26 protein-coding genes are annotated in these 22238 nt (G+C 31.2%); 12 read left to right on the top strand and 14 right to left on the bottom strand.

Going from position 1 to position 22238, the window contains the following annotated elements:
* Positions 1-768: 768 nt before the first annotated feature.
* The gene (locus ACOSP6_RS06005; RefSeq protein ID WP_422094859.1) at positions 769-1299 is read right to left on the bottom strand and encodes an RNA methyltransferase; all 531 of its coding nucleotides are present in this window, start codon (positions 1297-1299) and stop codon (positions 769-771) included.
* A gap of 188 nt (positions 1300-1487) precedes the next feature.
* On the opposite strand from ACOSP6_RS06005, the gene mutS reads away from it, so the two are divergent.
* Positions 1488-4097: a DNA mismatch repair protein MutS gene (gene mutS, locus ACOSP6_RS06010; protein ID WP_422094858.1), complete on the top strand. Its 2610-nt coding sequence runs from the start codon at positions 1488-1490 to the stop codon at positions 4095-4097.
* A gap of 109 nt (positions 4098-4206) precedes the next feature.
* Here mutS and folE read toward each other — a convergent pair whose 3' ends face one another.
* Together folE and ACOSP6_RS06020 are read right to left on the bottom strand one after the other, a co-directional pair.
* Entirely contained in the window at positions 4207-4866 is a 660-nt protein-coding gene (folE, locus tag ACOSP6_RS06015; protein WP_422094857.1) for a GTP cyclohydrolase I FolE, read from the bottom strand.
* Between the two features lie 11 nt (positions 4867-4877).
* Positions 4878-5279: a MerC domain-containing protein gene (locus tag ACOSP6_RS06020; RefSeq protein ID WP_422094856.1), complete on the bottom strand. Its 402-nt coding sequence runs from the start codon at positions 5277-5279 to the stop codon at positions 4878-4880.
* Between the two features lie 78 nt (positions 5280-5357).
* Between ACOSP6_RS06020 and ACOSP6_RS06025 the strand changes: the two genes are divergently transcribed.
* Positions 5358-5735 (top strand): Fur family transcriptional regulator, encoded by a 378-nt coding sequence (locus tag ACOSP6_RS06025; RefSeq protein WP_422094855.1) that lies wholly within the window; start codon positions 5358-5360, stop codon positions 5733-5735.
* Here ACOSP6_RS06025 and ACOSP6_RS06030 read toward each other — a convergent pair.
* Positions 5732-6202, bottom strand: a complete 471-nt coding sequence (locus tag ACOSP6_RS06030) for a hypothetical protein (protein WP_422094854.1) — start codon at positions 6200-6202, stop codon at positions 5732-5734. The two genes, ACOSP6_RS06025 and ACOSP6_RS06030, sit on opposite strands and share 4 nt — an antisense overlap.
* Positions 6203-6263: 61 nt before the next feature.
* Between ACOSP6_RS06030 and ACOSP6_RS06035 the strand changes: the two genes are divergently transcribed.
* Entirely contained in the window at positions 6264-7598 is a 1335-nt protein-coding gene (locus tag ACOSP6_RS06035) for an MATE family efflux transporter (protein ID WP_422094853.1), read from the top strand.
* On the opposite strand, the gene ACOSP6_RS06040 is transcribed toward ACOSP6_RS06035, so the two are convergent.
* Entirely contained in the window at positions 7595-8050 is a 456-nt protein-coding gene (locus tag ACOSP6_RS06040; RefSeq protein ID WP_422094852.1) for a GNAT family N-acetyltransferase, read from the bottom strand. The genes ACOSP6_RS06035 and ACOSP6_RS06040 overlap by 4 nt on opposite strands.
* A gap of 50 nt (positions 8051-8100) precedes the next feature.
* On the opposite strand from ACOSP6_RS06040, the gene ACOSP6_RS06045 reads away from it, so the two are divergent.
* Positions 8101-8871: an enoyl-CoA hydratase/isomerase family protein gene (locus ACOSP6_RS06045; protein WP_422094851.1), complete on the top strand. Its 771-nt coding sequence runs from the start codon at positions 8101-8103 to the stop codon at positions 8869-8871.
* Positions 8868-9320: a GNAT family N-acetyltransferase gene (locus tag ACOSP6_RS06050; protein ID WP_422094850.1), complete on the top strand. Its 453-nt coding sequence runs from the start codon at positions 8868-8870 to the stop codon at positions 9318-9320. Before ACOSP6_RS06045 ends, ACOSP6_RS06050 begins: the two co-directional genes overlap by 4 nt.
* Before the next feature lie 96 nt (positions 9321-9416).
* Here ACOSP6_RS06050 and ACOSP6_RS06055 read toward each other — a convergent pair whose 3' ends face one another.
* The gene (locus ACOSP6_RS06055) at positions 9417-10340 is read right to left on the bottom strand and encodes a LysR family transcriptional regulator (RefSeq protein ID WP_422094849.1); all 924 of its coding nucleotides are present in this window, start codon (positions 10338-10340) and stop codon (positions 9417-9419) included.
* 85 nt (positions 10341-10425) lie between these two features.
* Here ACOSP6_RS06055 and ACOSP6_RS06060 point away from each other — a divergent pair, with 85 nt between their 5' ends.
* The 4 genes from ACOSP6_RS06060 (at position 10426) to ACOSP6_RS06075 (ending at position 12640) form a co-directional block, all read left to right on the top strand.
* Complete coding sequence (locus tag ACOSP6_RS06060) at positions 10426-10641, top strand: hypothetical protein (RefSeq protein ID WP_422094848.1); 216 nt, start codon at positions 10426-10428, stop codon at positions 10639-10641.
* A 6-nt stretch (positions 10642-10647) separates the two neighbouring features.
* Positions 10648-11616, top strand: coding sequence for a sodium-dependent bicarbonate transport family permease (locus ACOSP6_RS06065; RefSeq protein WP_422094847.1), 969 nt, complete (start codon positions 10648-10650; stop codon positions 11614-11616).
* A gap of 89 nt (positions 11617-11705) precedes the next feature.
* A complete protein-coding gene (locus ACOSP6_RS06070; protein ID WP_422094846.1) occupies positions 11706-12014 on the top strand; it encodes a hypothetical protein in 309 nt (102 codons plus the stop codon).
* Positions 12015-12187: 173 nt separating this feature from the next.
* The gene (locus ACOSP6_RS06075; protein ID WP_422094845.1) at positions 12188-12640 is read left to right on the top strand and encodes a 6-pyruvoyl trahydropterin synthase family protein; all 453 of its coding nucleotides are present in this window, start codon (positions 12188-12190) and stop codon (positions 12638-12640) included.
* A gap of 17 nt (positions 12641-12657) precedes the next feature.
* Here ACOSP6_RS06075 and pth read toward each other — a convergent pair whose 3' ends face one another.
* Positions 12658-13287, bottom strand: a complete 630-nt coding sequence (gene pth, locus ACOSP6_RS06080; RefSeq protein WP_422094844.1) for an aminoacyl-tRNA hydrolase — start codon at positions 13285-13287, stop codon at positions 12658-12660.
* Positions 13288-13784: 497 nt separating this feature from the next.
* Positions 13785-15326 (bottom strand): aldehyde dehydrogenase family protein, encoded by a 1542-nt coding sequence (locus ACOSP6_RS06085; protein WP_422094843.1) that lies wholly within the window; start codon positions 15324-15326, stop codon positions 13785-13787.
* A 107-nt stretch (positions 15327-15433) separates the two neighbouring features.
* On the opposite strand from ACOSP6_RS06085, the gene ACOSP6_RS06090 reads away from it, so the two are divergent.
* A complete protein-coding gene (locus ACOSP6_RS06090) occupies positions 15434-16483 on the top strand; it encodes an isoaspartyl peptidase/L-asparaginase family protein (RefSeq protein ID WP_422094842.1) in 1050 nt (349 codons plus the stop codon).
* A gap of 19 nt (positions 16484-16502) precedes the next feature.
* Here the strand turns inward: ACOSP6_RS06090 and ACOSP6_RS06095 are convergent, their stop codons facing one another.
* Genes ACOSP6_RS06095 through ACOSP6_RS06120 form a run of 6 tightly spaced genes read right to left on the bottom strand, consistent with a single transcriptional unit; the run spans position 16503 to position 20680 of the window.
* Complete coding sequence (locus ACOSP6_RS06095; protein ID WP_422094841.1) at positions 16503-17036, bottom strand: GNAT family N-acetyltransferase; 534 nt, start codon at positions 17034-17036, stop codon at positions 16503-16505.
* A 2-nt stretch (positions 17037-17038) separates the two neighbouring features.
* Positions 17039-17392, bottom strand: a complete 354-nt coding sequence (locus ACOSP6_RS06100) for a DUF6970 domain-containing protein (RefSeq protein WP_422094840.1) — start codon at positions 17390-17392, stop codon at positions 17039-17041.
* 29 nt (positions 17393-17421) lie between these two features.
* On the bottom strand, positions 17422-18717 hold the full coding sequence (locus tag ACOSP6_RS06105) for a hypothetical protein (RefSeq protein WP_422094839.1): 1296 nt from the start codon (positions 18715-18717) through the stop codon (positions 17422-17424).
* Positions 18717-19256, bottom strand: coding sequence for an RNA polymerase sigma factor (locus ACOSP6_RS06110; RefSeq protein ID WP_422095587.1), 540 nt, complete (start codon positions 19254-19256; stop codon positions 18717-18719). The genes ACOSP6_RS06105 and ACOSP6_RS06110 overlap by 1 nt, the downstream gene beginning before the upstream one ends.
* 11 nt (positions 19257-19267) lie before the next feature.
* On the bottom strand, positions 19268-19966 hold the full coding sequence (locus ACOSP6_RS06115; protein ID WP_422094838.1) for a hypothetical protein: 699 nt from the start codon (positions 19964-19966) through the stop codon (positions 19268-19270).
* A 15-nt stretch (positions 19967-19981) separates the two neighbouring features.
* A complete protein-coding gene (locus tag ACOSP6_RS06120; protein ID WP_422094837.1) occupies positions 19982-20680 on the bottom strand; it encodes a DUF6970 domain-containing protein in 699 nt (232 codons plus the stop codon).
* Between the two features lie 84 nt (positions 20681-20764).
* Between ACOSP6_RS06120 and ACOSP6_RS06125 the strand changes: the two genes are divergently transcribed.
* Both ACOSP6_RS06125 and ACOSP6_RS06130 read left to right on the top strand, forming a co-directional pair.
* Entirely contained in the window at positions 20765-21739 is a 975-nt protein-coding gene (locus ACOSP6_RS06125) for an acyl transferase (RefSeq protein WP_422094836.1), read from the top strand.
* A gap of 42 nt (positions 21740-21781) precedes the next feature.
* Positions 21782-22225 carry a YHS domain-containing (seleno)protein gene (locus ACOSP6_RS06130; protein WP_422094835.1) on the top strand — a complete coding sequence of 148 codons (444 nt, stop codon included), beginning with the start codon at positions 21782-21784 and terminating at the stop codon, positions 22223-22225.
* Positions 22226-22238 lie beyond the last annotated feature (13 nt).

The following is a 22238-nucleotide window of genomic DNA, read 5'->3' on the forward strand; positions in this document are numbered from 1 at the left end:
ATGTATTCAATGTCTTAAATTAAACATTTTAATTTAAAAACACAATATTTGATAAATCTAAAACATTTTTTAAACAAAATTTAGCATTTTAACTTAAATTTAGTAAGTAATAGCCTGTTTTTAGTAGGTTTTTGGAAGGATTTTATTTTCTGTAGCAAATTAAAAATGAAATTATAAACTAATTTTATTGTTATACTGTCCCGAAAAATTGGTGTATCAGCATTGTATCATGAGATTCCTGCCTCCGCAGGAATGACAGAATCATTCAACGTTGTCATTCCCATGAAAAATGGGAATCCATTTTTTTTCGCCACTTGATGAGATTCCCGCCTTACTGAATCAAGTTCAGCACAAGACGCGAGAATGACGTAGTAAAAAGTCTTTGCGAATAAAAATAAAACAATCTGTTGATGCTAAATTATAATGGGATTCTGAAATATCCTGAAGCTTCTGGACAGAATGACGTTATAGATTGGGTTTTGTCATGCTGAACTTGTTTCAGCATCGCATAATGAAACTCCCACCTTCACCAGAATAACATTCTGAAACGTCATTGCGAATGGTATATAGTGGAGTGTAATTACCTAAATGTCCGTTCGAGTGAATTTCTCGAATGACAATGAGAGAACCCCGAGGCTTCGGGGAGTATCGAGAACTATTTTTTGAGTAAAAAACCACGTCTCAATACAAAATTTATGATTCACTTTGTTACTCATAATTTCACTCGACGTGACAATTTCGTCGTATCTCCTCGTAATGACGAGGTTTCTATTTCCTCAACTTTACAAATAAATCCCAAAGAACAACACCACAACTTACGGAAATATTTAAGGAGTGTTTTGTTCCTAACTGAGGAATTTCAATACAATTATCAGAAGCAGTTACTACTTCTTGCTGAACACCTTTTACCTCATTCCCAAAAACAACCGCATATTTTTCTTTTTTTGAAACAGAAAGTTCATCCAGCATTGTACTATTATCAGCCTGTTCAATAGAAAATACTTTTACACCGTCTTCTTTAAGTTTATGAATTAAAGGTATCGTATCTTCAACATATTCCCAATTTACCGATTCGGTTGCACCTAAAGCTGTTTTATGAATTTCTTTATTTGGAGGTGTCGCGGTAATTCCACACAAATAGATCTTCTCAATTAAAAAAGCGTCAGAAGTTCTAAAAACTGAACCTACATTATTTAAACTTCGAATGTTATCAAGTACTACAATTATTGGAGTTTTTTCTGCTTCTTTGAACTCATCTACTGAAATTCTTCCTAATTCGTTATTTTTTAATTTACGCATTATATATCAAGTTTGAGTCATACTGAACTTGTTTCAGTATCTCATTAATAAGATTCCGTATCAAGTACGGAATGACAGTTTTAATTTTGTTATAAATTATGGGCAATTGTTAATTGATAACTGATAATTGAAAACTGTTCCCTGAGTATTTTTTCTATCTTCGCAAAACTAACTTAAAATCTATAAACTTGGCAAAAACAAAGGCAAAAAAGGTAACTCCATTAATGCAACAGTACAACGGAATTAAAGCAAAATATCCGGATGCGATGTTGCTATTTCGCGTGGGTGATTTTTATGAAACCTTTGGAGAAGATGCTATAAAAGCATCAGAAGTTTTAGGAATTGTTTTAACCAAAAGAGGAAATGGAAGCGAAAGTGAAACGGCTTTGGCTGGTTTTCCTCATCATTCTTTAAATACATATTTGCCAAAGTTAGTAAAAGCAGGACATCGTGTTGCTATTTGTGATCAATTAGAAGATCCAAAAATGACTAAGAAAATTGTAAAACGTGGCGTTACCGAATTGGTCACTCCAGGGGTTTCTTTAAACGACGAAGTTTTGCAATCGAAAACCAATAATTTCCTAGCAGCTATTCATTTTGACAAAAAGCAATTAGGTGTTTCTTTCTTAGATGTTTCAACAGGAGAGTTTTTAGTTGCACAAGGAAATGAATCTTACATTGACAAATTATTACAAAACTTTTCGCCAAGTGAGGTTTTAGTTCAAAAACAATATAAACAACGTTTTCTTGAACAATTCACTAACCGTTTTCATACATTTTATTTAGAAGATTGGGTCTTTCAAAAAGACTACGGTTATGAAACTTTAACTTCACATTTTAAAGTAAAAAACTTAAAAGGATTTGGTGTTGAAGATATTACTTATGGTGTTGTAGCGGCTGGTGCTGTTATGTATTATTTATCGGAAACACAGCATAACAGAATTGAACACATTCAAAGAATTAATAGAATTGCTGAAGACAATTACATTTGGATGGATCGTTTTACAGTTCGTAATTTAGAATTGTACGGTGGAAATTCTGTAAACTCAGTTTCACTACTTGATGTTATTGATAAAACGATTTCTCCAATGGGAGGACGTTTATTAAAACGTTGGTTGGCTTTACCACTTAAAAATTTGGAACAAATAAAAGATCGTCACGAATTGGTTAAATTCTTAATTGACAGTGATGATTTCTTTGAAACTGTATCGTATCAATTAAAACAGATTTCTGATATCGAACGGTTGGTTTCTAAAGTAGCCACAGGAAAAGTATCACCTAGAGAAGTTGTGTTGCTTAAGAATTCTTTAAAAGCTATTTTACCAATTAAAACTGCTGCGGAAAACACTAAAAACGCAGCAGTTAAAATCCTTGGAAGTCAATTACACAATTGTGAGGGTTTAATTGAAAAAATAAACACTACTGTTTTTGAAGATGCTCCTGTAAATATTAATAAAGGAAATGCAATTGCAAGTGGAGTTTCAGAAGAACTAGATGAGCTTAGAAGTATCGCAAATTCTGGAAAAGAATATTTAGATAATATGTTGGCTCGTGAAACGGAACGAACGGGAATTCCAACATTAAAAATTGCCTTTAATAATGTTTTTGGTTACTATATAGAAGTAAGAAATACTCATAAAGATAAGGTTCCTGAAGAGTGGATTAGAAAACAAACGTTAGTAAACGCAGAACGTTATATCACTGAAGAACTAAAAGAATACGAAACAAAAATTCTAGGAGCTGAAGAAAAAATTCAGGCTTTGGAAGTTGAATTGTTTGGGAAATTGGTACAATATATTATTGACTTTGTTCAGCCAATTCAAGAAAACGCACAAACTATTGCTAAAATAGATTGTTTATTATCATTTGCTAAACTGGCAATTGACAATAATTATGTTCGACCAACAGTTGATGAAACGACAGATATTGAAATTAAAAATGGTCGTCATCCTGTAATTGAAAAACAACTTCCAATCGGAGAAGAATATATTGCAAATGATGTGGTTTTAAATCGAAATCAGCAACAAATCATCATGATTACCGGACCAAACATGTCGGGTAAATCGGCAATTCTTCGTCAGACTGCATTGATTGTATTATTAGCACAAATGGGAAGTTACGTTCCTGCGCAACAAGCTCGAATTGGAATTGTAGATAAAATATTTACCAGAGTTGGTGCCAGTGATAATATATCAATGGGGGAATCTACATTCATGGTAGAAATGAATGAAACAGCTTCAATTTTAAATAACATCTCAGATCGTAGTTTAGTGTTATTAGATGAAATTGGTCGGGGTACATCTACTTATGACGGAATTTCAATTGCTTGGGCCATATCCGAATATTTACATGAGCACCCAGCAAAAGCAAAAACCTTATTTGCAACGCATTATCATGAGTTAAATGAAATGACAACAACTTTTGAACGTGTAAAAAACTTTAATGTTTCTGTTAAAGAGCTAAAAGATAGTATTATATTCTTACGTAAGTTGGTTGCTGGTGGAAGTAATCATAGTTTTGGAATTCACGTAGCAAAGCTTGCAGGTATGCCAAATCAAGTTATTCATAGGGCCAATAAAATTTTAAAACAACTAGAAGAAAGTCACTCACATAAAGAAGTTGAAGAGACTTTAAAAGATGTTCAAAATCAGGAGATGCAAATGAGTTTCTTCCAATTAGATGATCCTTTATTAGAAGACATCAGAGAAGAAATTTTAACTACAAATATTGATACTTTAACACCGATTGAAGCATTAATGAAACTAAATGAGATTAAGAGAATGTTGGTGAAGAAATAAACTCTAAAACGTCATTGTGATTGAAGAATGAAAGAAGTGACCTACTTAATATTAATCTTAATCCAAAGATTCCTTCATGCATTTCACTCCTTCGGAATGACAGGAGTATCTACTCTCTATTTTCAAACTCACAAATTTTAAAGAACTCGTTACGAACGGCTAAATCATTAAAACTTCCTCCGTACTCGATAGTCGTTGTATAACTATTTTTGTCTTTAATTCCTCGAGAAGAAACACATAAATGCTTGGCATTTACCAATACAATCACATCTTCAGTACCTAATGTCTCTTGTAAATCTTTGAGAATTTGTAAACATAAACGCTCTTGTACTTGTGGCCTGTGTGAATAATAATCTACCAATCTGTTGATTTTCGAAAGCCCGATAACGCTATCTTTTGGAATGTAACCCACGTGAGCATAACCCGTAATTGGAAGAAAATGATGCTCGCATGAAGAATCAATGGTAATATTTTGTTCGACTAACATTTTGCCATAACCATACTTGTTTTCAAAAGTAGAAGCTTTTGGTTTATTAGCCGGATTTAAACCGTAGAATAATTCTTTTACATACATTTTTGCAAAACGATATGGCGTTCCAGAAAGACTATCATCTGTCAAATCCAAACCTAACTCCTCCATAATTTTTGTGAAATACTCTTGAATATTTGCTATTTTATCATCGTCAGATTTATCAAAAGCATTTGGCACTAAAGGTGTTTCAACACTGGTTGCAATATGGTTATCTCCTATATGATCATGTTTTTCCATTTCTTAATCTTTTAATTAGTCGCACAACATGTATTGTTAGCGCATTGGCAATATTTACTATTGTATATATGTAAAAAAACCAGGCTTATTGCTGGAAGGTAAATACTTTCCTCTGGTAATTCCACAAGATGAACGTGCTCATTTAAAATAATAAAAAACAAAATTGTAAATGTAATCCACAAAGCATACTTCATCCATTTTTTAGATGTTGTTTGCACTGATTTTTGAATTGCAAAAAATGAAATTATTAAAAATAAAACATCAATACTTTTCCACCATAAAGGAATCTCTTCATGATTACAACATGCAGCGTGAGATTGAATAACAAATAAAAACGGTGTAAATACACAATGCACCAAACATAAACCGCTTGATAAAGCTCCTAACGTATCTGAGTTTTGCTTGAGTACCATTGATTTTCTTAATTTAGTATTTTGAAACAACAAAAGTACACTAATTTTTTAATTGCAACAAAGTTGCGTTATTGATTTATGGGAGTAGTTAGAAAAACAAAAGCAGTAAAAAGATTATTAAGTTTATTTGAGCCAGGAATTTCGGCAATTTCTGCTGTGGATTTAGTTAATCAGCTGGATCAAGAAATGAATAAAACTACGGTTTATAGAGTTTTAGATCGCTTAGAAAATGATGGTATAATTCATTCTTTTATGGGTAAAGAAGGGATTAAATGGTATGCTAAATGTACTAGTTGTTCTTCACATCATCATAACGACATTCATCCTCATTTTCAATGTACTAATTGTAAACAAGTGACTTGTTTATCTGTTGAAATTTCAATTCCGAAAGTAGAAAACCACACAATAGAAAATGCAACCATCTTTTTAACTGGAAAGTGCGGAGATTGCGCTTAATTTAATTGTAAATCGTCTTTAGTGTCAAATTTTCTATCTTTTCCAGCTGAAATCAAACTGTAGGAATTGTTTACTATTTTATACTTAAACTGGGTTCCCCAGCCATCAATTAATAAGTTTTCTCTAAGTGGATTTCCTCTTTTAATGATATACAATTGTAACGGGTATTTTCCAAATACCTCTTTTTCTTTCTCTAATAGTTCTTTAATTTCAGTAGCCCTTTTGTTCGTTTTATTTTCAGATACTATTGACGGAACTACAAACACTTTTCCAATAATATATATAATCAAACAAACTCCCAATAATATGTCAAACCTCAGATAAGGTGATATCATTCGTTTTTTTGGTAAGTTATTTTCTTTCTCAAATCTTCTCCTTTTTTCTCTCTTTCTTCTAAAGAAAAACTCTTGAATATCGAGAGCAATAGAGCTAAAGAATTCTAAAATATTAGCTATTGATTCTAACATAAAAACAATTTATTACAATTTCATTTTTCAATTTCAATAATACCTATTTTTGTTGACCATTATGCAACACGATATTAGTTTTAAATATATCAATAAATTAGCAATTCCTGCATTAATTACTGGTGTTGCAGAACCACTACTTTCTACAACTGATTTGGCCATTATAGGAAACATTCCTGAAAACGCTACCGAAAGTATTGCCGCTATTGGAATTGTAGGTGCTTTTTTATCTATGTTGATTTGGGTTTTTGGTCAAACACGTAGCGGAATTTCTTCCATTGTATCACAATATGTTGGTGCTCAAAAGTTAGACGACATCAAAAACTTGCCTGCTCAAGCAACTGTAATTATTGTATCAACCAGTATCCTAATTCTTGCTTTGAGTTATCCTTTTGCAAAAGAAATTTTTCAATTCTATAATGCATCTGGACAAGTATTGGATTACTCCGTTGAGTATTATAAAATCAGAGTTTTTGGATTTCCTTTTACCTTATTTACTATTGCTGTTTACGGGACATTTCGAGGTTTACAAAACACATTTTATCCCATGATTATTGCTATTGTAGGAACTATTATAAATATTGTTTTGGATGTAATTTTTGTCTATGGAATAGAAGGTTATATTCCAGCTATGCACATTCAAGGAGCTGCTTATGCTAGTGTAATTGCACAAGTTGTAATGGCTGTTTTATCCTTAATTCTTTTATACAAGAAAACCAATATTTCTTTAAAATTCAGTTTACCATTTAATCATGAAGTACCTCGATTTATCAATATGGTTTTAAATTTATTTGTTAGAACCATTGCGTTAAATACTGCTCTATACTTTGGTACTTCCTATGCTACTGCTTACGGAAACGAATATATTGCCGCTTATACCATTGGTTTAAACATTTGGTTAATGGGAGCATTTATTATTGATGGTTATGCATCTGCAGGGAATATTTTATCAGGAAAATTATTAGGTGCTAAAGCTTATGATACTTTAGTTCAGTTAGGAAATAGACTGCTGTTATACGGGTTTTTATTAGGTATGCTAATGGCTATAATTGGCGGGCTCTTCTACGAACCTATCGGAAGAATTTTTACACAAGAAACTGAAGTTCTAAATACATTCTACAAATCATTTTGGATAATCCTTTTAATGCAACCTTTTTGTTCCTTAGCTTTTATTTACGATGGAATGTTCAAAGGAATGGGAGAAATGAAATATCTGCGTAATTTACTTTTGGTATCAACTGGTATAATCTTTATTCCAACACTGCTGTTTTTTGATGCTTTAGAGTATAAATTATATGCAATATGGATTGCTTTCTTTGCTTGGATAATAGCTCGTGGTTTACCTTTGATTATTGTATTTCGAAAGAAGTTTTTAGCATTGACGAAAACACATTAAATCTCCTTCTCAAAAACAATCTTTTGTTGTCCTTTTTCATTGGTATACACTTGAACTATATCAAATCCATTTTTAAGATTTAAAATCAACATAGGTTTAAACCTGTTCATAGATTTTGTTCTTAATTTGGTATACCCTTTTTCTTTCGCAATTGATTCTTGTGCTGCTGCTAATTGTTTAGCAATTCCTTCTTTTCTATGGTTTGATAAAACACCACCAACCCAGCTGTAAAAAGTACTTTCATTGTATCGGTATCCAATTTTAAATCCAACAGGAACTTCATTTTTATATACAATTATTGAAACTACATCTTCTTTAGTTGAAATCCTTTCCATAAAAAAATCGACTATTGCATCTTCAAAAATAGAACTGTACAAGATCAATAAATCATCCAAGACTTCTTTACTTGGAACTCCTTGAATTGACTTAATTTTTATGTTTTCGTCTTTCATAATTTCTCAAAAATTAAAATTACCACTATTTTTGAACAAACAACTAAATAATGACTACAACAACAAGACCCAACGGAAGTTTATATACTAAAATTGATAATAAAGTTGCAACTATTGAATTTGGTCATCCAGCAAGTAATTCATTTCCAAGTGAATTATTAGATAGATTAGCTAAAGAATTTGATAAACTTTCTGATGACACTAACGTTTCAGTTATCGTTTTAAAATCTGAAGGAGAACGTGCCTTTTGCGCTGGAGCTTCTTTTGATGAGTTGGTAGCAATTGATAATTTAGAAGACGGAAAAGCTTTCTTTTCAGGATTTGCCAACGTGATTAACGCAATGCGTAAATGTTCAAAATTAGTAATTGGGCGTGTACAAGGAAAAGTTGTAGGCGGCGGTGTTGGTTTAGCCGGAGCATGTGATTATGTTTTAGCAACAGAAGCTGCTTCCATTAAACTTTCTGAGTTAACAATTGGAATTGGACCTTTTGTAATTGCTCCAGCTGTGGAACGTAAAGTTGGTGTTAGCGGTTTAGCAGAATTAACATTAGACGCAACAAGTTGGAAAAACGCATATTGGGCAAAAGATAAAGGATTATATGCACGTGTTTTTGAGTCAATTTCTGAATTAGATACAGAAGTAGTATTATTAGCTGAAAAGCTAGCTTCATACAATCCTGAAGCTTTAGATGAAATGAAAAGAGCTTTATGGTTAGGAACAGAACATTGGGATACGTTACTAATTGACCGAGCGGAAACTTCTGGAAAACTAGTACTATCTGAATTCACAAAAAATGCCTTAGCAAAATTTAAAAAGTGATTTCCTTAATACGAACAGACTCTAAAAACAAAGATTTTATCGAATTGGTAAAACAACTCGATGCTTTTTTGGCTATTACTGATGGCGATGATCATGACTTTTACAACCAGTACAATGGTTTAGACAATATCAAATATGTTATAGTTGGTTATATGGATGATATTCCTGTTGCATGTGGGGCGATAAAACAATTTGATGCCAAAACCATGGAAATTAAACGAATGTTTACTTCGGAAAAATCTAGAGGTAAAGGAATCGCTTCTAAGGTTTTAAAAGAACTTGAAAAATGGGCTGTTGAATTATCTTTTGAAAGGTGTATTTTAGAAACCGGAATTAGACAAGTTGAAGCGGTTCAACTATATAAAAAAAATAACTATCAACTCATAGACAACTATGGTCAATATGCTGGTGTTGAAGAGAGTTTATGTTTTGAAAAAAAATTAAATTAAAAATGGATCAATATTTATTTCTTGTATTAGCTGTTGTACTTGTTGTGGTATACTTCTACAATAAAATTAGAAACAAACGATAACTAAACTAACTCGTTAATACTTATCAAACCAATTAAAGTGCTCATTCATAATATCAGTTTTGCTTTCATTAATGTAACTGATGAGCTCTTTAGCCACATTTGATAAGTTTTTTGATTTTAACCAAATCAGATTCCAATTGGTGGTAATAGGCAAGTTTTTTACTGGAATTACTTGAAGATCTCCATTATTTAATTCGTTTTTTATTCCAATTAAAGGCATTATTGAATATCCTAAACCTGCAATTACTGCTTGTTTTAACGCCTCGTTAGATTTTAATTCCATTTTCTTGTACGTAGAAATTTTCTGAGAAGCGATAAAGCGTTCCATAGCATTTCTTGTAGCTGAACCTTGTTCTCTATAAATTAATGGTAGTTGTTCAAATTCTTTAATAGATAAGTTCTTTTTAGTGGCTTTGTATTGCTTACCTCCAACTAAATACAACTTATTCTCCATTAATTGAATTCTATTAATTTTTAAGTTCTTAGGTATCGTAGAAACCATCGCAAAATCTACTTCGTTATTTTCTAAAGAACGAACAACTTCTGATTTGTTAGTAACATCCATAACCAAATCAACTCCCTTGTGTTTATTTAAATATCCAGTTAAAAAATAAGGCATCGCATATTTTGCAGTAGAAACTATTGCTATTTTTAACTTACCAGCCAAGGCTCCTTGAAAAGAAATTGCCTTGTAATTAATTTGAGAAACTTCACTTAAAATTTTTTCCGCGGCAATAGCAATTTCTTCACCAAACTCTGTAATGTATAGTTTTCTTCCTACCACTTCAAAAAGAGGTATTTGAAACTGATCCTGGAATTTTTTTAACTGAATCGAGACAGCCGGTTGAGTTAAATATAATTCTTCTGATGCCTTGGTAACACTCTTTAATTCGGCAATTTTTTGAAAGATTTCTAGTTGATGAAGTGTATAATGCATAACAATTGTTTATATAATAGATTATAAATATAAATAAAAATATATGAATAATAGCTCACATATTTGCAAAAAAAATAATTTTAAAATGAAACGTAACAAGTCTTCAAAAGTAATTCATTTAAAAACTAGTAGAAATAACAAAATTGTAAAAACCACTAACACACTGAGTTTTATCCTGATTTTTTCATTCTTCATTTCGCTTTCTCTCAAGAATGAACTTCTTTTTTTATCTGAAATGCTTCTAGCAGCAGGAATCATCTTAATGACTTTAATATCTAATCTTTTATCGGTAAAACAATAAATAATAATGGATTTACATTTATTAATAGACAATTTAACTAACCCTGCTTTACTCTTCTTTTTCCTAGGAATATTAGCCGTTCAACTAAAAAGCGATCTTACCATTCCAGAAAACTCTTCAAAATTTATTTCCTTATACCTACTATTGTCAATTGGTTTTAAAGGAGGACAGGAACTATCTCATAGTGATTTTTCAATGGAAATTTTATGGTCATTAGTATTTGGAATTTTCTTAGCTATTGCAGTTCCTTTATATACCTATTTTGTTTTGCGTTTAAAGTTTTCTATTGAAAATTCAGGTGCTATTGCCGCTGCCTACGGTTCGGTAAGCGCTGTAACTTTTGTTACAACTATTTCTTTCTTAGAAATGGAACAAATTCCTTTTAGCGGACATATGGTAGCTGTTATGGCATTAATGGAAGCTCCTTCAATTATGATTGGACTTTTACTAATGTCTATTTTCAATAAAAAAGAGAAGGACAACGATGCTATATCTGTGACAAAAGTACTACATCATTCACTTACCAATGGTAGCGTATTATTAATCATAGGAAGTTTAATTGTTGGATTTCTTGCAAGTGAAGCTCAAGCTGAAGGAATTAAGCCGTTTACTACTGACATATTTAAAGGTTTTTTAGCTGTGTTTTTACTTGATATGGGAATTACGAGTGGAAAGAAGTTATCTGACTTTAGAAAAAAGGGTGGATTTGCTTTTGTTTTTTCCATTGTAATTCCAATATTAAATGGGTGCTTAGTGGCGTTCTTAACTAGTTTCTTTATATCTGGAGTAGGAAACAGATTGTTATTTGCAATTCTTGCCGCAAGTGCTTCTTACATCGCAGTTCCCGCAGCAATGAAACTCGCGAATCCAAAAGCAAATCCTAGTTTATACATTCCAATGGCACTGGCGATTACATTTCCTTTTAATATAACATTAGGAATACCTCTATATCTGTGCGTTATAAATTTATCATAATAAAAAGTTATATATATAATAAGTAACATAAATAAAAATTAATAAAAAAGATGTAAGACCTTTACATTCACAATTTAAAACATAGACTTATGAAAATGGTACACACATTAGATGCAGTAAAAACAGAACAAGAAATTAACCTTATCGACAATGTGTTTACTGCTAGTGAAGCAGCAAATATTATTAATGATGTACTTAAAGTGAAAATTAACTTCCACAAACTGAAAAGACTTTCGATTACCGAAGGAAATGAAAATGATGCTTGTGAATATGATAGTGGAAGAATTAATGAGTTATTAAACGAACAACAAATAGCGAAGGAGTTTTTCTCTCAAGCTAGATTACAAGATAAAAAGCTTACTATTAAAAGTAAAATTTACATCGAAATTGAAGAGTAAGCTTTATAGAAGACATTTTTTATGTTGTCAGGTTTTATGTAACCAATCCTAATGGGGATTCTTTTGTATTGATGAGTGATTGAAATTGAACCAGTCACTCATCTTTTTTATGCGGAATAAATAATTTATTATTTTAAAACGTAATACAATTTTATCTACTTTTGCTTCTAATTATGAGTACAATTAGAATTACCAAGCAATTTAATTTCGAAACAGGGCATGCCTTATATGGTTATGATGGAAAATGTAAAAATGTACACGGACATAGTTATAAACTTTCTGTTACTGTTGTAGGTACACCAATATCTGACACTTCGAATGTTAAATACGGAATGGTTATTGACTTTGGTGATTTAAAAAAAATTGTAAAAGAAGAAATCGTAGATGTTTTCGATCATGCTACAGTTTTCAACAAAAACACACCTCATATTGAATTAGCCAAAGAGCTCAAAGACCGTGGACATGATGTAATTCTGGTCGATTATCAACCTACAAGTGAAATGATGGTGATCGATTTTGCTAAAAAAATTAAAAATAGATTACCCGATAACATCAAGCTTCATTCGATAAAACTTCAGGAAACAGATACGAGTTACGCAGAGTGGTTTGCTAGTGATAATCTTTAATTAGTAAATAGTTTCTATTACTTCCCATTAAAAGTATTCATGGTATTTGCTAGTCCAGCATTTACAAAAGATTCAACAGCTTTTATACTAGTAGGAATCCTTTCTATTAAAGCACTTTCTTCATCATCACTCCATGTACCTAAAACAAAATCAACCTGACCTCCTTTTCGGTAATCTGATCCTACACCGAATCTAAAACGTGGATAAGATCCTGTATTTAGCTTGTCTTGAATATCTTTTAAACCATTGTGTCCTCCAGCACTGCCTCTTGCTTTAATTCTTATTTTACCAAAATCAATATTTAAATCGTCTGTAATAACTAAAATATTTTCAATAAGAATATTCTCTTTCTTCATCCAATATAAAACCGCCTTTCCACTTAAATTCATATAAGTATTAGGTTTTAAGACAAATACAGTTTTACCCTTAATTTTTAGTTTTGCTAAGTCACCTAACTTTTCTGTCGAAAAAGAGCCTTCATGTTCTTTTACCAATGCATCCGCAATCTTAAATCCAATATTATGACGCGTGTTATTATATTTCTCACCAACATTACCTAAACCTACTACTAAAAACTTTTTCATGATTTCTTCTTGTGTTTCTTTACTAACACTAAATAAATTATTAAAAAATGAAAGGATACTCATTATGATAAATTTCAAATGCAAATCTAAATTAAAACAAATAAACAAACATATAATGTTGTTTAAATACTAAGATTTGTAGATTAACCTATGTTAATTAACTTATGTTAATAAAGAATCAACTAACAAAATCTTCCATTCGTCGATATTGAACTATATCTAGAGAAAACACTTGTATCTTTATCATATAACTAAAAGTTTCATTTAGATTTTTCGTTTATAGTTCGGGGGGACTGTGAACACAAAGAGTTAAGAGCCGCTTATCAGCGGCTCAATCTTTTTTAAAATACTTCGTTTTAAAACCTTATCTCAAATTCATAAATAATCATCTTTAAAAAGCTTCCATTCATCGACAATAGTCTCAAAACTTAAAAAGTACGATGTATCTTTAAGATATATCTAAAGTTATTTAGATTTTTCGTTTATAGTTCGGGGGGGCTGTAGACACACAAAAAAGAGCCGCAAATTGCGGCTCTTTTTTTTATTTAGTTCACTACGAATTATAAATCGAACTTAATTCCTTGTGCTAAAGGTAACTCGGTCGTATAATTAATCGTATTTGTTTGGCGACGCATATAAATTTTCCAAGCATCAGATCCTGATTCTCTACCTCCACCAGTTTCTTTCTCACCACCGAATGCTCCTCCAATTTCAGCTCCAGAAGTTCCGATGTTTACGTTTGCAATACCACAATCAGATCCTGCATGAGATAAGAAACGCTCAGCTTCACGTAAATTATTCGTCATAATAGCAGAAGATAATCCTTGTGCAACTCCATTTTGTAAAGCAATTGCATTTTCAACTTCTCCTGTATATTTTAATAAGTATAATACTGGTGCAAACGTTTCGTGTTGTACGATGTCATAATAGTTTCCAGCTTCTGCAATTGCAGGCTTTACATAACATCCACTTTCGTATCCTTCTCCTTCTAAAACTCCACCTTCAACAATAATATTTCCTCCTTCAGCAACAACCTTTTCTAATGCTTGTTTATACATTTCAACAGCTTGTGTATCGATTAATGGACCAACGTGGTTGTTCTCATCTAATGGATTTCCAATACGTAATTGCTTGTAAGCATCTACTAAAGCATTCTTTACTTTGTCATACATAGACTCGTGAACAATTAATCTACGTGTAGAAGTACAACGTTGACCAGCAGTTCCAACAGCGCCGAAAACAGCACCGATAACAGTCATTTTAATATCAGCATCCGGAGTAACAATAATTGCGTTATTTCCTCCTAATTCTAATAAACTCTTACCTAAACGACCTGCAACTTCTTTCGCTACGATTTTACCCATACGAGTAGAACCTGTTGCAGATACTAAAGGAACTCTTGTATCTTTAGAAATGTACTCACCTACTTGGTAATCTCCGTTTACTAAACAAGAAATACCTTCTGGTAAATCATTTTCTTTTAATACCTCTGCAATAATATTCTGACAAGCTACACCACATAATGGAGTTTTCTCAGATGGCTTCCAAACACAAACATCTCCACAAATCCAAGCTAAAGCTGTATTCCATGACCAAACTGCTACCGGAAAGTTAAATGCAGAAATAATTCCTACAACTCCTAATGGATGATATTGTTCGTACATTCTGTGTCCTGGTCTTTCAGAGTGCATTGTTAAACCGTGTAGCTGACGAGATAAACCAACAGCAAAATCACAGATATCAATCATTTCTTGAACCTCACCTAGACCTTCTTGGTAGCTTTTACCCATTTCATAAGAAACTAATTTACCTAAAGCTTCCTTCTTTTCTCTTAATTTCTCACCAAATTGACGAACAATCTCTCCTCTTTGAGGAGCTGGTAAAATTCTCCAAGATTTAAAAGCCTCTGTTGCCGATTTCATTACACTTTCGTAATCATCTTTAGTAGATGCTTTTACTTTTCCGATTAATTTTCCATCTACTGGTGAATAACTTTCAATGATTTCTCCATTAGAGAACCACTTAGTTCCTGTTGATGTTCCTTCGTTTATTTCTTTTAACCCAAGGGTTTGTAATGCTTCTTGAATACCAAAATCTGCCATTTTGTATTTACGTTTTAGTTGTTTAAATTGAAAAGTCAAATTTACAAATAATTCTAAATTAATAAATTAAACAAATCACTTGTTTTTTGTTTGAAATTAAACTTTTTATGAAAAATCTTATCTATCTCCTGCTTTTTACAACAATTTCCTTCCTAAGTTGTGACAATACCGAGAAAGCTAAAACTACCGAAAATGTAAAAACAAACGAGTTTGCGCTTGTTATTCATGGTGGCGCTGGAACAATTTTAAAGAAAAATATGACTCCTGAAAAAGAAAAAGCCTATAAAGAAAAACTAGAGGAGGCTATTAAAGTTGGGTATAATATTCTTAAAAATGGAGGTAAAAGTATCGACGCCGTAGAACAAACAATTCATATTTTAGAAAATTCACCTTTATTTAATGCAGGTAAAGGAGCGGTATTTACTCATGAAGAAACAAATGAATTGGATGCTTCTATTATGACCGGAATTGATTTAAATGCAGGTTCTGTAGCCGGTGTTACTGACATTAAAAATCCGATTACTCTTGCAAGAAAAGTAATGGAAAACTCTGAACATGTTATGCTTTCAGGTAAAGGAGCTTCAGTATTTGCCAAAGAACAAGGAGTGGAAATTGTAGATCCGAAATACTTTTTTACGGAAAACAGATATAAATCATTACAACGGGTAAAAGAAAAAATGAAAGCGGAGCTAGACCATGACGGAAAATCAGCTTTTTATGATCCTATAATTAAAGATTCTAAATTTGGAACTGTGGGTTGTGTTGCTTTAGATAAAGATGGAAATATTACCGCAGGAACCTCAACTGGTGGAATGACAAATAAACGTTGGAATAGAATTGGTGATGCACCAATTATTGGTTCTGGAACTTATGCAAATAATGCAACTTGTGGAGTTTCATCTACTGGCTGGGGAGAATATTTTATTAGAGCTCAAGTAGCTCATGATATTTCTGCTTTAATGGACTATAAAGGACTTTCATTAAAAGAAGCAGCAAAAGAAGTTATTCAAAATAAACTAACTAAACTAGGTGGTACTGGTGGTATTATTGCTGTAGATAAAAACGGAAATATGGTTTTTGAATTTAACACAGCTGGCATGTATAGAGCTTCTATGAATGATAAAGGAGAAGTTGAAGTTAAAATTTATAAAGAGTAATAGAAAAATCTGTTTTCAATTAAGCTTTTGATAGAAAACGCTCACGACTCATTTTCCATAAATTTACTTCTTGTTCAAAATTTATTGAACCAGGAATAGTTGTGTACTTTTTTACAAATTCAAAACCGACATTCTCTAATGTTTTATTAGGAGCAGGGTTGAATGCATAAGGTTGACAATACAAAGTTTCTAACTGTAACTTTTCAAAATAAAAAGGAAGGGATTTTTGAACTAACGTTGTTCCAAATCCTTTTTTTCTTCTGCCAATATTCCAGACATGTAAATGCATAAATGCTTCTTTACCGAAATCAATATTATTCACGTTTGAATGGCCAATTGGTACACCATCTTCTTCCCAAATTACGGCATATGATTTTTTCTTTGTAAAAGGTGATTTTATTTGCTCAACCAGTGCATTATAAAAGTCATTTCGTGATGGAAGTTTACTGGAATCTGCACCCATTTTTAAAAAATGTTCATCACTAGAATTATACCAATAATCTAATAACAAATCTATATCTTTTACTTCTATTTCTCTAACTGTCAAATTCATAATTAGTCAAAACTTTTCCAGATAACTTTTTTATCAGATGCTTTATCTAAAAAATCGGGACAATTATTCGAGTTTGCTATCAAACCACCAAAAACACACAATTGTTCTTTCTTTTTATTATACAAAATTGATGGTGCATCTGTACAATCCACACATCCGTTTACTAAATACACTACTTCTCCGTTAAATTTATATTGGGTGATTTTGGCTTTTGTAGGAAAAGGACTTTTTTCAGTGTTTTCTATATATTCCTTAATCCAAGCGATATCTTCTAGTGGGTTTTCTTTATTTGAAGAAGCTTTCTGTGGTTCACATGACATCATTAAGATCAAAGAAAAAACTAATACATATTTCATTGAGGTTATTTAATGGTTGATATGCTAATTTAAAAATTATACCTGAAACCAGAATACACTCCAATAATATAAGGTCTGAAATTGGTAGAATTATCCGAAAAAGTATTTAATTGAGTTTTAAACATTGGATTTATATTAAACCTCACTTTTTCATTAATATTAAACTCCACATCTAAACCTAAATTCGCGCTAAAATTCAACTTATTTAAATTATTTGCTTCACCAATTTCTCTTGAGAAAGTTGATGTGCGAGTCGTAATTGAATTATCAGTTAAAAATAAGGTGCTAAAACCTGAAATTAAACTAGTTTGAAATTTACTAAAAGTGAATAACTTATACTTTAATTCAACAGGAAACTCCATGTAATTAATATCTTGTTCTATCGTTCCTTCGCTAATAGTACCAAATGAAGTTAATCCTAAATCCTCTATAAAACTTTGATCAGAAGTACTCACATATAAGAAGTTATCCGTTCCATTAAAGTCAATATTCTCTAAATTATTAGAGATCGTTGTGCTTGAAACAATTCCAACATTTTCTGTGTTGTAACTCATGTTTTGAAATTGAATTCCTGATTTAATTGACAACTTTTCATTAATATCGAAGGTAATACTTACTCCATAGGATAGTGTTCCAGGATTAGATATTTCATTTTCATTTAAACCAGCATCAATTGATGATGATTTACTAAACGATTGTGAACTTAAAATTCCTACAACTGGAGAAATACTCCAATTTGAATCTTCAAAATCTTCTTTGTTATTATCTTCCTTTTTGTTTATCTCGGCAATAAAATCCTCTTTTCCTAAATCTTGTGTTTTAAAAACTAGCAATTCTGTAAAAACATTTTCCATAGCAATTTTTTTATCGACTTGTAAACCCTTCAATGAAACTGTCGATTTAGCCAACCTTCTCTCATACATTTCAATTTTCTTACTAACCATTAAGTTTTCACGACTCCCAGTATATTTATGCTGACTTGATGATGTTGGTTTATTTTTTATAAATTCTTTATTTTCAGTTGACTTATTTTGAATCTTTACCTCAGTTATAATATTATCTGTGCTTATAACTTCATTCGATTTATTAGAGTTTACCTCAGTTTGAATATCATTATTAACCTTATCAATTTTCGGAAAAAGTAGTAATCCTAGAATTATAAAAGATGCTATTCCACTTGTAAACCACCAAATAGGAAGCACTCTTCTTTTCTTCTTATTTGTTAATTTATTTTCAATATTATCCCAAACAAAAGATGAAGGCTCTACTTCAAAATCCTTTAATTTTTCTTGAAATAATCGTTCTATTTTTTTGTCTTCCATCATTAAGCCTTTTCTAGTTTATCCTTTTTGTTTTCAATTGTTTCCTTCAATATTTGTTTTGCTCTTGATAAATTAGATTTTGATGTTCCCACAGTAATATTTAACATTTCTGCAATCTCTTTATGAGAAAAACTATCTAAAACATATAAATTGAATACTAATCTATATCGGTCTGGCAATGCCTGAATCATTGCTAATAAATCATTCACTCCAATAATACTTTCGTCAAAATCCACCTCATCTTCCTCAAAGATTATTTCTTCTTTTACCAAATAAAGTGAAGGTTCTTTTCTATACTTCTGTAAAGCTGTATTAATTACAATTCGCTTTAACCAACCCTCAAAAGAACCTTTAAATTTATATTGGTAAATTTTATTAAATACAGTTAAAAAACTGTCTTGTAAAATATCCTCTGCATCTTGCTGATTTCTAGAATATTTTAAACTCAATGCGAAAAGTTTACCAGCGAAAAGCTGATAAACTTGAGATTGTGCTTTAAGGTTGTTTTCCTTACACTGTTGTATGAGTTTTTCTAACTTAATTTCTTTTTCTTTTAATAAGTTAATACTGGTTTTCCATTTTCACAATCTACTCCATTTGGTTGTGCCACAACATCACAAGTTGAAACTATACTCCATTTTATATTATACTCATGTTCTTTCTGAGTGTAATTACTAACTTTTTCTAGAAATAAATTTACATCTATTGAATTTGGATAGGCTATATATCCTTGAGGACCACCACAAGCTTTGGATCCGTACTGTGTAATTAACCAATTATTAGCATCTGTACAATCTACGCTGTTCGCCAAATTATAAATTTCAGTAAACAAATCCATCAAGTCTTCATAATCTTTTTCTTGGTCTGACTGAGCATAACTTACGACCAATTTTTCATTTGTAAGTAACTCTATTTTCCAAATAAAACTGTTTGGATAGTGTTCCTTCAGAACTTTAATGATTTCACTTTCTACCTCGTAAGTACCTTCAATACTCCAGTATGATAAGGGAGGTGTTGCACAAAATCCAGAAGTTCTTTCAATATATTTTCCTTCTTCCAAAAAGGATACTCCATATTCTTCAGAGGGAAGAGAAGAAGTTCTTTTAAAAACTGTTTCTCCGTATTTAGAAGTTTCAAATTTCCAATGTCCTAATAAAAGATTATTCGGGTTGAAATCGATATTATCCTCATTTTTAGTACAAGACATAAATACAATGAACGATGCAACTAAAGCTATAAATACTCTTTTCATTTTGTTTTATTTTATTTAATATTGATATACTATTTCATCATTCCACTCTTCAAATAGAAAAATCAATTCACCAGTGGAGCCAATTTTTAAATTACTTATATCAAAAACTAACTCTCTCGTAAAATGAGCCAAGCATGCTTCATTCTTAAGAAACTCAAGTTTTAAAAGTCTTCTTGGAGGAGCAGATTCTAAAATTGCAGAAGAATCTATAAGTTTAATGCTATCAGAGTCTGGAGAGCATCCACTGAAGGAAATATTAATTTTTATTAAATCTCCATCTATTAAAATATTATTAATTACATAGTTATCGGTATTAACAGTATCGTACAATTCTTTATTAATAATAGCCTGGTCATAATTCTTCCAAAGTAATTTTTTGCCGCTTGCTTCACTAGAGAAATCAATACAAGTATTAACTCCAGTAATACCTCCAAACTCACACATCACATTTCCAGAACAGTTATAAACTGTAATTAAATTGTCTGCACATCCAACACAAGTGTCAACCCAAAAAACGCGTTGTTGTTTATAACTGTATTCGTAAATTTCTACTTTATTATCTGATGCAGATTGCTCTAAACCAGTTTTAATATTCTTTAACCATGCTAACTCTTCAATAGGATTCTCTAATACACAAAACTCATTTAATTCCTCATCCTTTGTACATGCGCTAACTAAGAGTAAAAAACTTACTAATTTTAAAAGTGTTTTCATTGCTTTTATTTTTTGCTATTTATTATTAAGATGAAACATTTCTTAAAAGGTTGCGTGAAATACTCTTATTTTTGTTTTTGAAAAATGAAAAACACCATTTTTAACATACAATCCGAAGAACAATTTAATGATGCGACATTTCAGGTATTTAAACATCAGTTTGAAAATAATCCTGTGTATCGCTCATTTTGTGACTTACTATATATTCATCCAAGCGATATAAAAACTGTTGAGGAAATTCCTTTTTTACCTATTCAATTTTTTAAATCGAAACGAATTCTTTCTTCTTCGGAAGATATAAAAATGACCTTTTCTAGCTCAGGAACAACAGGAAGTGTTACAAGTAAGCACCTTATTACAGACCTGTCATATTATGAAAAAAGTTATCTAAAAGGTTTTGAATATTTCTATGGAAATATTGAGGATTATATCATCTTGGCTTTATTACCAAATTATCTAGAAAGAGAAGGTTCTTCTTTAGTGTACATGGTGGATGATTTAATTAAAAAATCAAAACATCCTGAAAGCGGATTTTATTTAAATAATATAGACGAGCTATCGAAGAAACTGAATACTTTAGATAAAAGTGGTAAAAAAACATTACTGATCGGAGTTTCTTTCGCTTTACTTGACATGGTAGAAAATTATTCTTTTAATCTTCAGAATACTACTATTATGGAAACTGGTGGAATGAAAGGAAGAAGAAAAGAATTAATTAGAAAAGAATTACACCAATTACTTTCTGATGGTTTTGGTGTTGAAAATATTCATTCTGAATACGGAATGACGGAGCTTTTAAGTCAAGGATACTCGAATGGAAATGGAATTTTTGATTGTCCGCCTTGGATGAAAATATTAACTCGTGACACTGAGGATCCATTATCTGTTCAAAAACAAGGAAAAACAGGTGGAATAAATGTGATTGATTTAGCCAATTACAATTCTTGTTCGTTCATTGCCACACAAGACCTTGGAAAGGTACATAAAAACAATTCCTTTGAAATTATTGGTCGTTTTGATAACTCTGATATTAGAGGCTGCAATTTAATGGTGCTGTAAATTTTTACTATTTGTTTCGACTACATTGAAAATTATGTACACATGAACCGTATTATTACTGCAGTTATTTTATTTATATCACTTACTGCTTTCTCTCAGGAAGAAAACTACAATCTTAAAAAAGGAGCTGTTGCTAATGGCTATGATGTTGTGGCTTATTTCTCAAATAAGGCTGTAAAAGGAAGTAAAAAATTATCTTACACTTATGATGATGTTGTTTTTCAATTTTCTTCAACCGAGAACTTAAATACCTTTAAGGCGAATCCAAAAAAGTATATTCCGCAATATGGAGGATATTGTGCTTATGCCATTGGAGTGAAAGGCGAAAAAGTAGGAATCAACCCAAAAACATTTGAAATTAGAGACGGAAAATTATACTTATTTTACAATTCTTGGGGAACAAATACTCTAAAATTATGGTTGGATGAAAACCCTGAAGAACTAAAAGTAAAAGCAGATAAAAACTGGTTATCTATAAAGAAATAACCAATTAATAATA

The sequence above is a fragment of the Tenacibaculum sp. MEBiC06402 genome, from assembly GCF_049239625.1.
Lineage (GTDB): Bacteria > Bacteroidota > Bacteroidia > Flavobacteriales > Flavobacteriaceae > Polaribacter.

What these genes read in the sequence shown, in the direction of transcription:
- ACOSP6_RS06005 (WP_422094859.1), bottom strand. Translation starts at nt 1,299, where the DNA reads ATGCGTAAATTAAAAAATAACGAATTAGGAAGAATTTCAGTAGATGAG.
- folE (WP_422094857.1), bottom strand. Translation starts at nt 4,866, where the DNA reads ATGGAAAAACATGATCATATAGGAGATAACCATATTGCAACCAGTGTT.
- ACOSP6_RS06020 (WP_422094856.1), bottom strand. Translation starts at nt 5,279, where the DNA reads ATGGTACTCAAGCAAAACTCAGATACGTTAGGAGCTTTATCAAGCGGT.
- ACOSP6_RS06025 (WP_422094855.1), top strand. Translation starts at nt 5,358, where the DNA reads ATGGGAGTAGTTAGAAAAACAAAAGCAGTAAAAAGATTATTAAGTTTA.
- ACOSP6_RS06030 (WP_422094854.1), bottom strand. Translation starts at nt 6,202, where the DNA reads ATGTTAGAATCAATAGCTAATATTTTAGAATTCTTTAGCTCTATTGCT.
- ACOSP6_RS06035 (WP_422094853.1), top strand. Translation starts at nt 6,264, where the DNA reads ATGCAACACGATATTAGTTTTAAATATATCAATAAATTAGCAATTCCT.
- ACOSP6_RS06040 (WP_422094852.1), bottom strand. Translation starts at nt 8,050, where the DNA reads ATGAAAGACGAAAACATAAAAATTAAGTCAATTCAAGGAGTTCCAAGT.
- ACOSP6_RS06045 (WP_422094851.1), top strand. Translation starts at nt 8,101, where the DNA reads ATGACTACAACAACAAGACCCAACGGAAGTTTATATACTAAAATTGAT.
- ACOSP6_RS06055 (WP_422094849.1), bottom strand. Translation starts at nt 10,340, where the DNA reads ATGCATTATACACTTCATCAACTAGAAATCTTTCAAAAAATTGCCGAA.
- ACOSP6_RS06060 (WP_422094848.1), top strand. Translation starts at nt 10,426, where the DNA reads ATGAAACGTAACAAGTCTTCAAAAGTAATTCATTTAAAAACTAGTAGA.
- ACOSP6_RS06065 (WP_422094847.1), top strand. Translation starts at nt 10,648, where the DNA reads ATGGATTTACATTTATTAATAGACAATTTAACTAACCCTGCTTTACTC.
- ACOSP6_RS06070 (WP_422094846.1), top strand. Translation starts at nt 11,706, where the DNA reads ATGAAAATGGTACACACATTAGATGCAGTAAAAACAGAACAAGAAATT.
- ACOSP6_RS06075 (WP_422094845.1), top strand. Translation starts at nt 12,188, where the DNA reads ATGAGTACAATTAGAATTACCAAGCAATTTAATTTCGAAACAGGGCAT.
- pth (WP_422094844.1), bottom strand. Translation starts at nt 13,287, where the DNA reads ATGAGTATCCTTTCATTTTTTAATAATTTATTTAGTGTTAGTAAAGAA.
- ACOSP6_RS06085 (WP_422094843.1), bottom strand. Translation starts at nt 15,326, where the DNA reads ATGGCAGATTTTGGTATTCAAGAAGCATTACAAACCCTTGGGTTAAAA.
- ACOSP6_RS06090 (WP_422094842.1), top strand. Translation starts at nt 15,434, where the DNA reads ATGAAAAATCTTATCTATCTCCTGCTTTTTACAACAATTTCCTTCCTA.
- ACOSP6_RS06095 (WP_422094841.1), bottom strand. Translation starts at nt 17,036, where the DNA reads ATGAATTTGACAGTTAGAGAAATAGAAGTAAAAGATATAGATTTGTTA.
- ACOSP6_RS06100 (WP_422094840.1), bottom strand. Translation starts at nt 17,392, where the DNA reads ATGAAATATGTATTAGTTTTTTCTTTGATCTTAATGATGTCATGTGAA.
- ACOSP6_RS06105 (WP_422094839.1), bottom strand. Translation starts at nt 18,717, where the DNA reads ATGATGGAAGACAAAAAAATAGAACGATTATTTCAAGAAAAATTAAAG.
- ACOSP6_RS06115 (WP_422094838.1), bottom strand. Translation starts at nt 19,966, where the DNA reads ATGAAAAGAGTATTTATAGCTTTAGTTGCATCGTTCATTGTATTTATG.
- ACOSP6_RS06120 (WP_422094837.1), bottom strand. Translation starts at nt 20,680, where the DNA reads ATGAAAACACTTTTAAAATTAGTAAGTTTTTTACTCTTAGTTAGCGCA.
- ACOSP6_RS06125 (WP_422094836.1), top strand. Translation starts at nt 20,765, where the DNA reads ATGAAAAACACCATTTTTAACATACAATCCGAAGAACAATTTAATGAT.
- ACOSP6_RS06130 (WP_422094835.1), top strand. Translation starts at nt 21,782, where the DNA reads ATGAACCGTATTATTACTGCAGTTATTTTATTTATATCACTTACTGCT.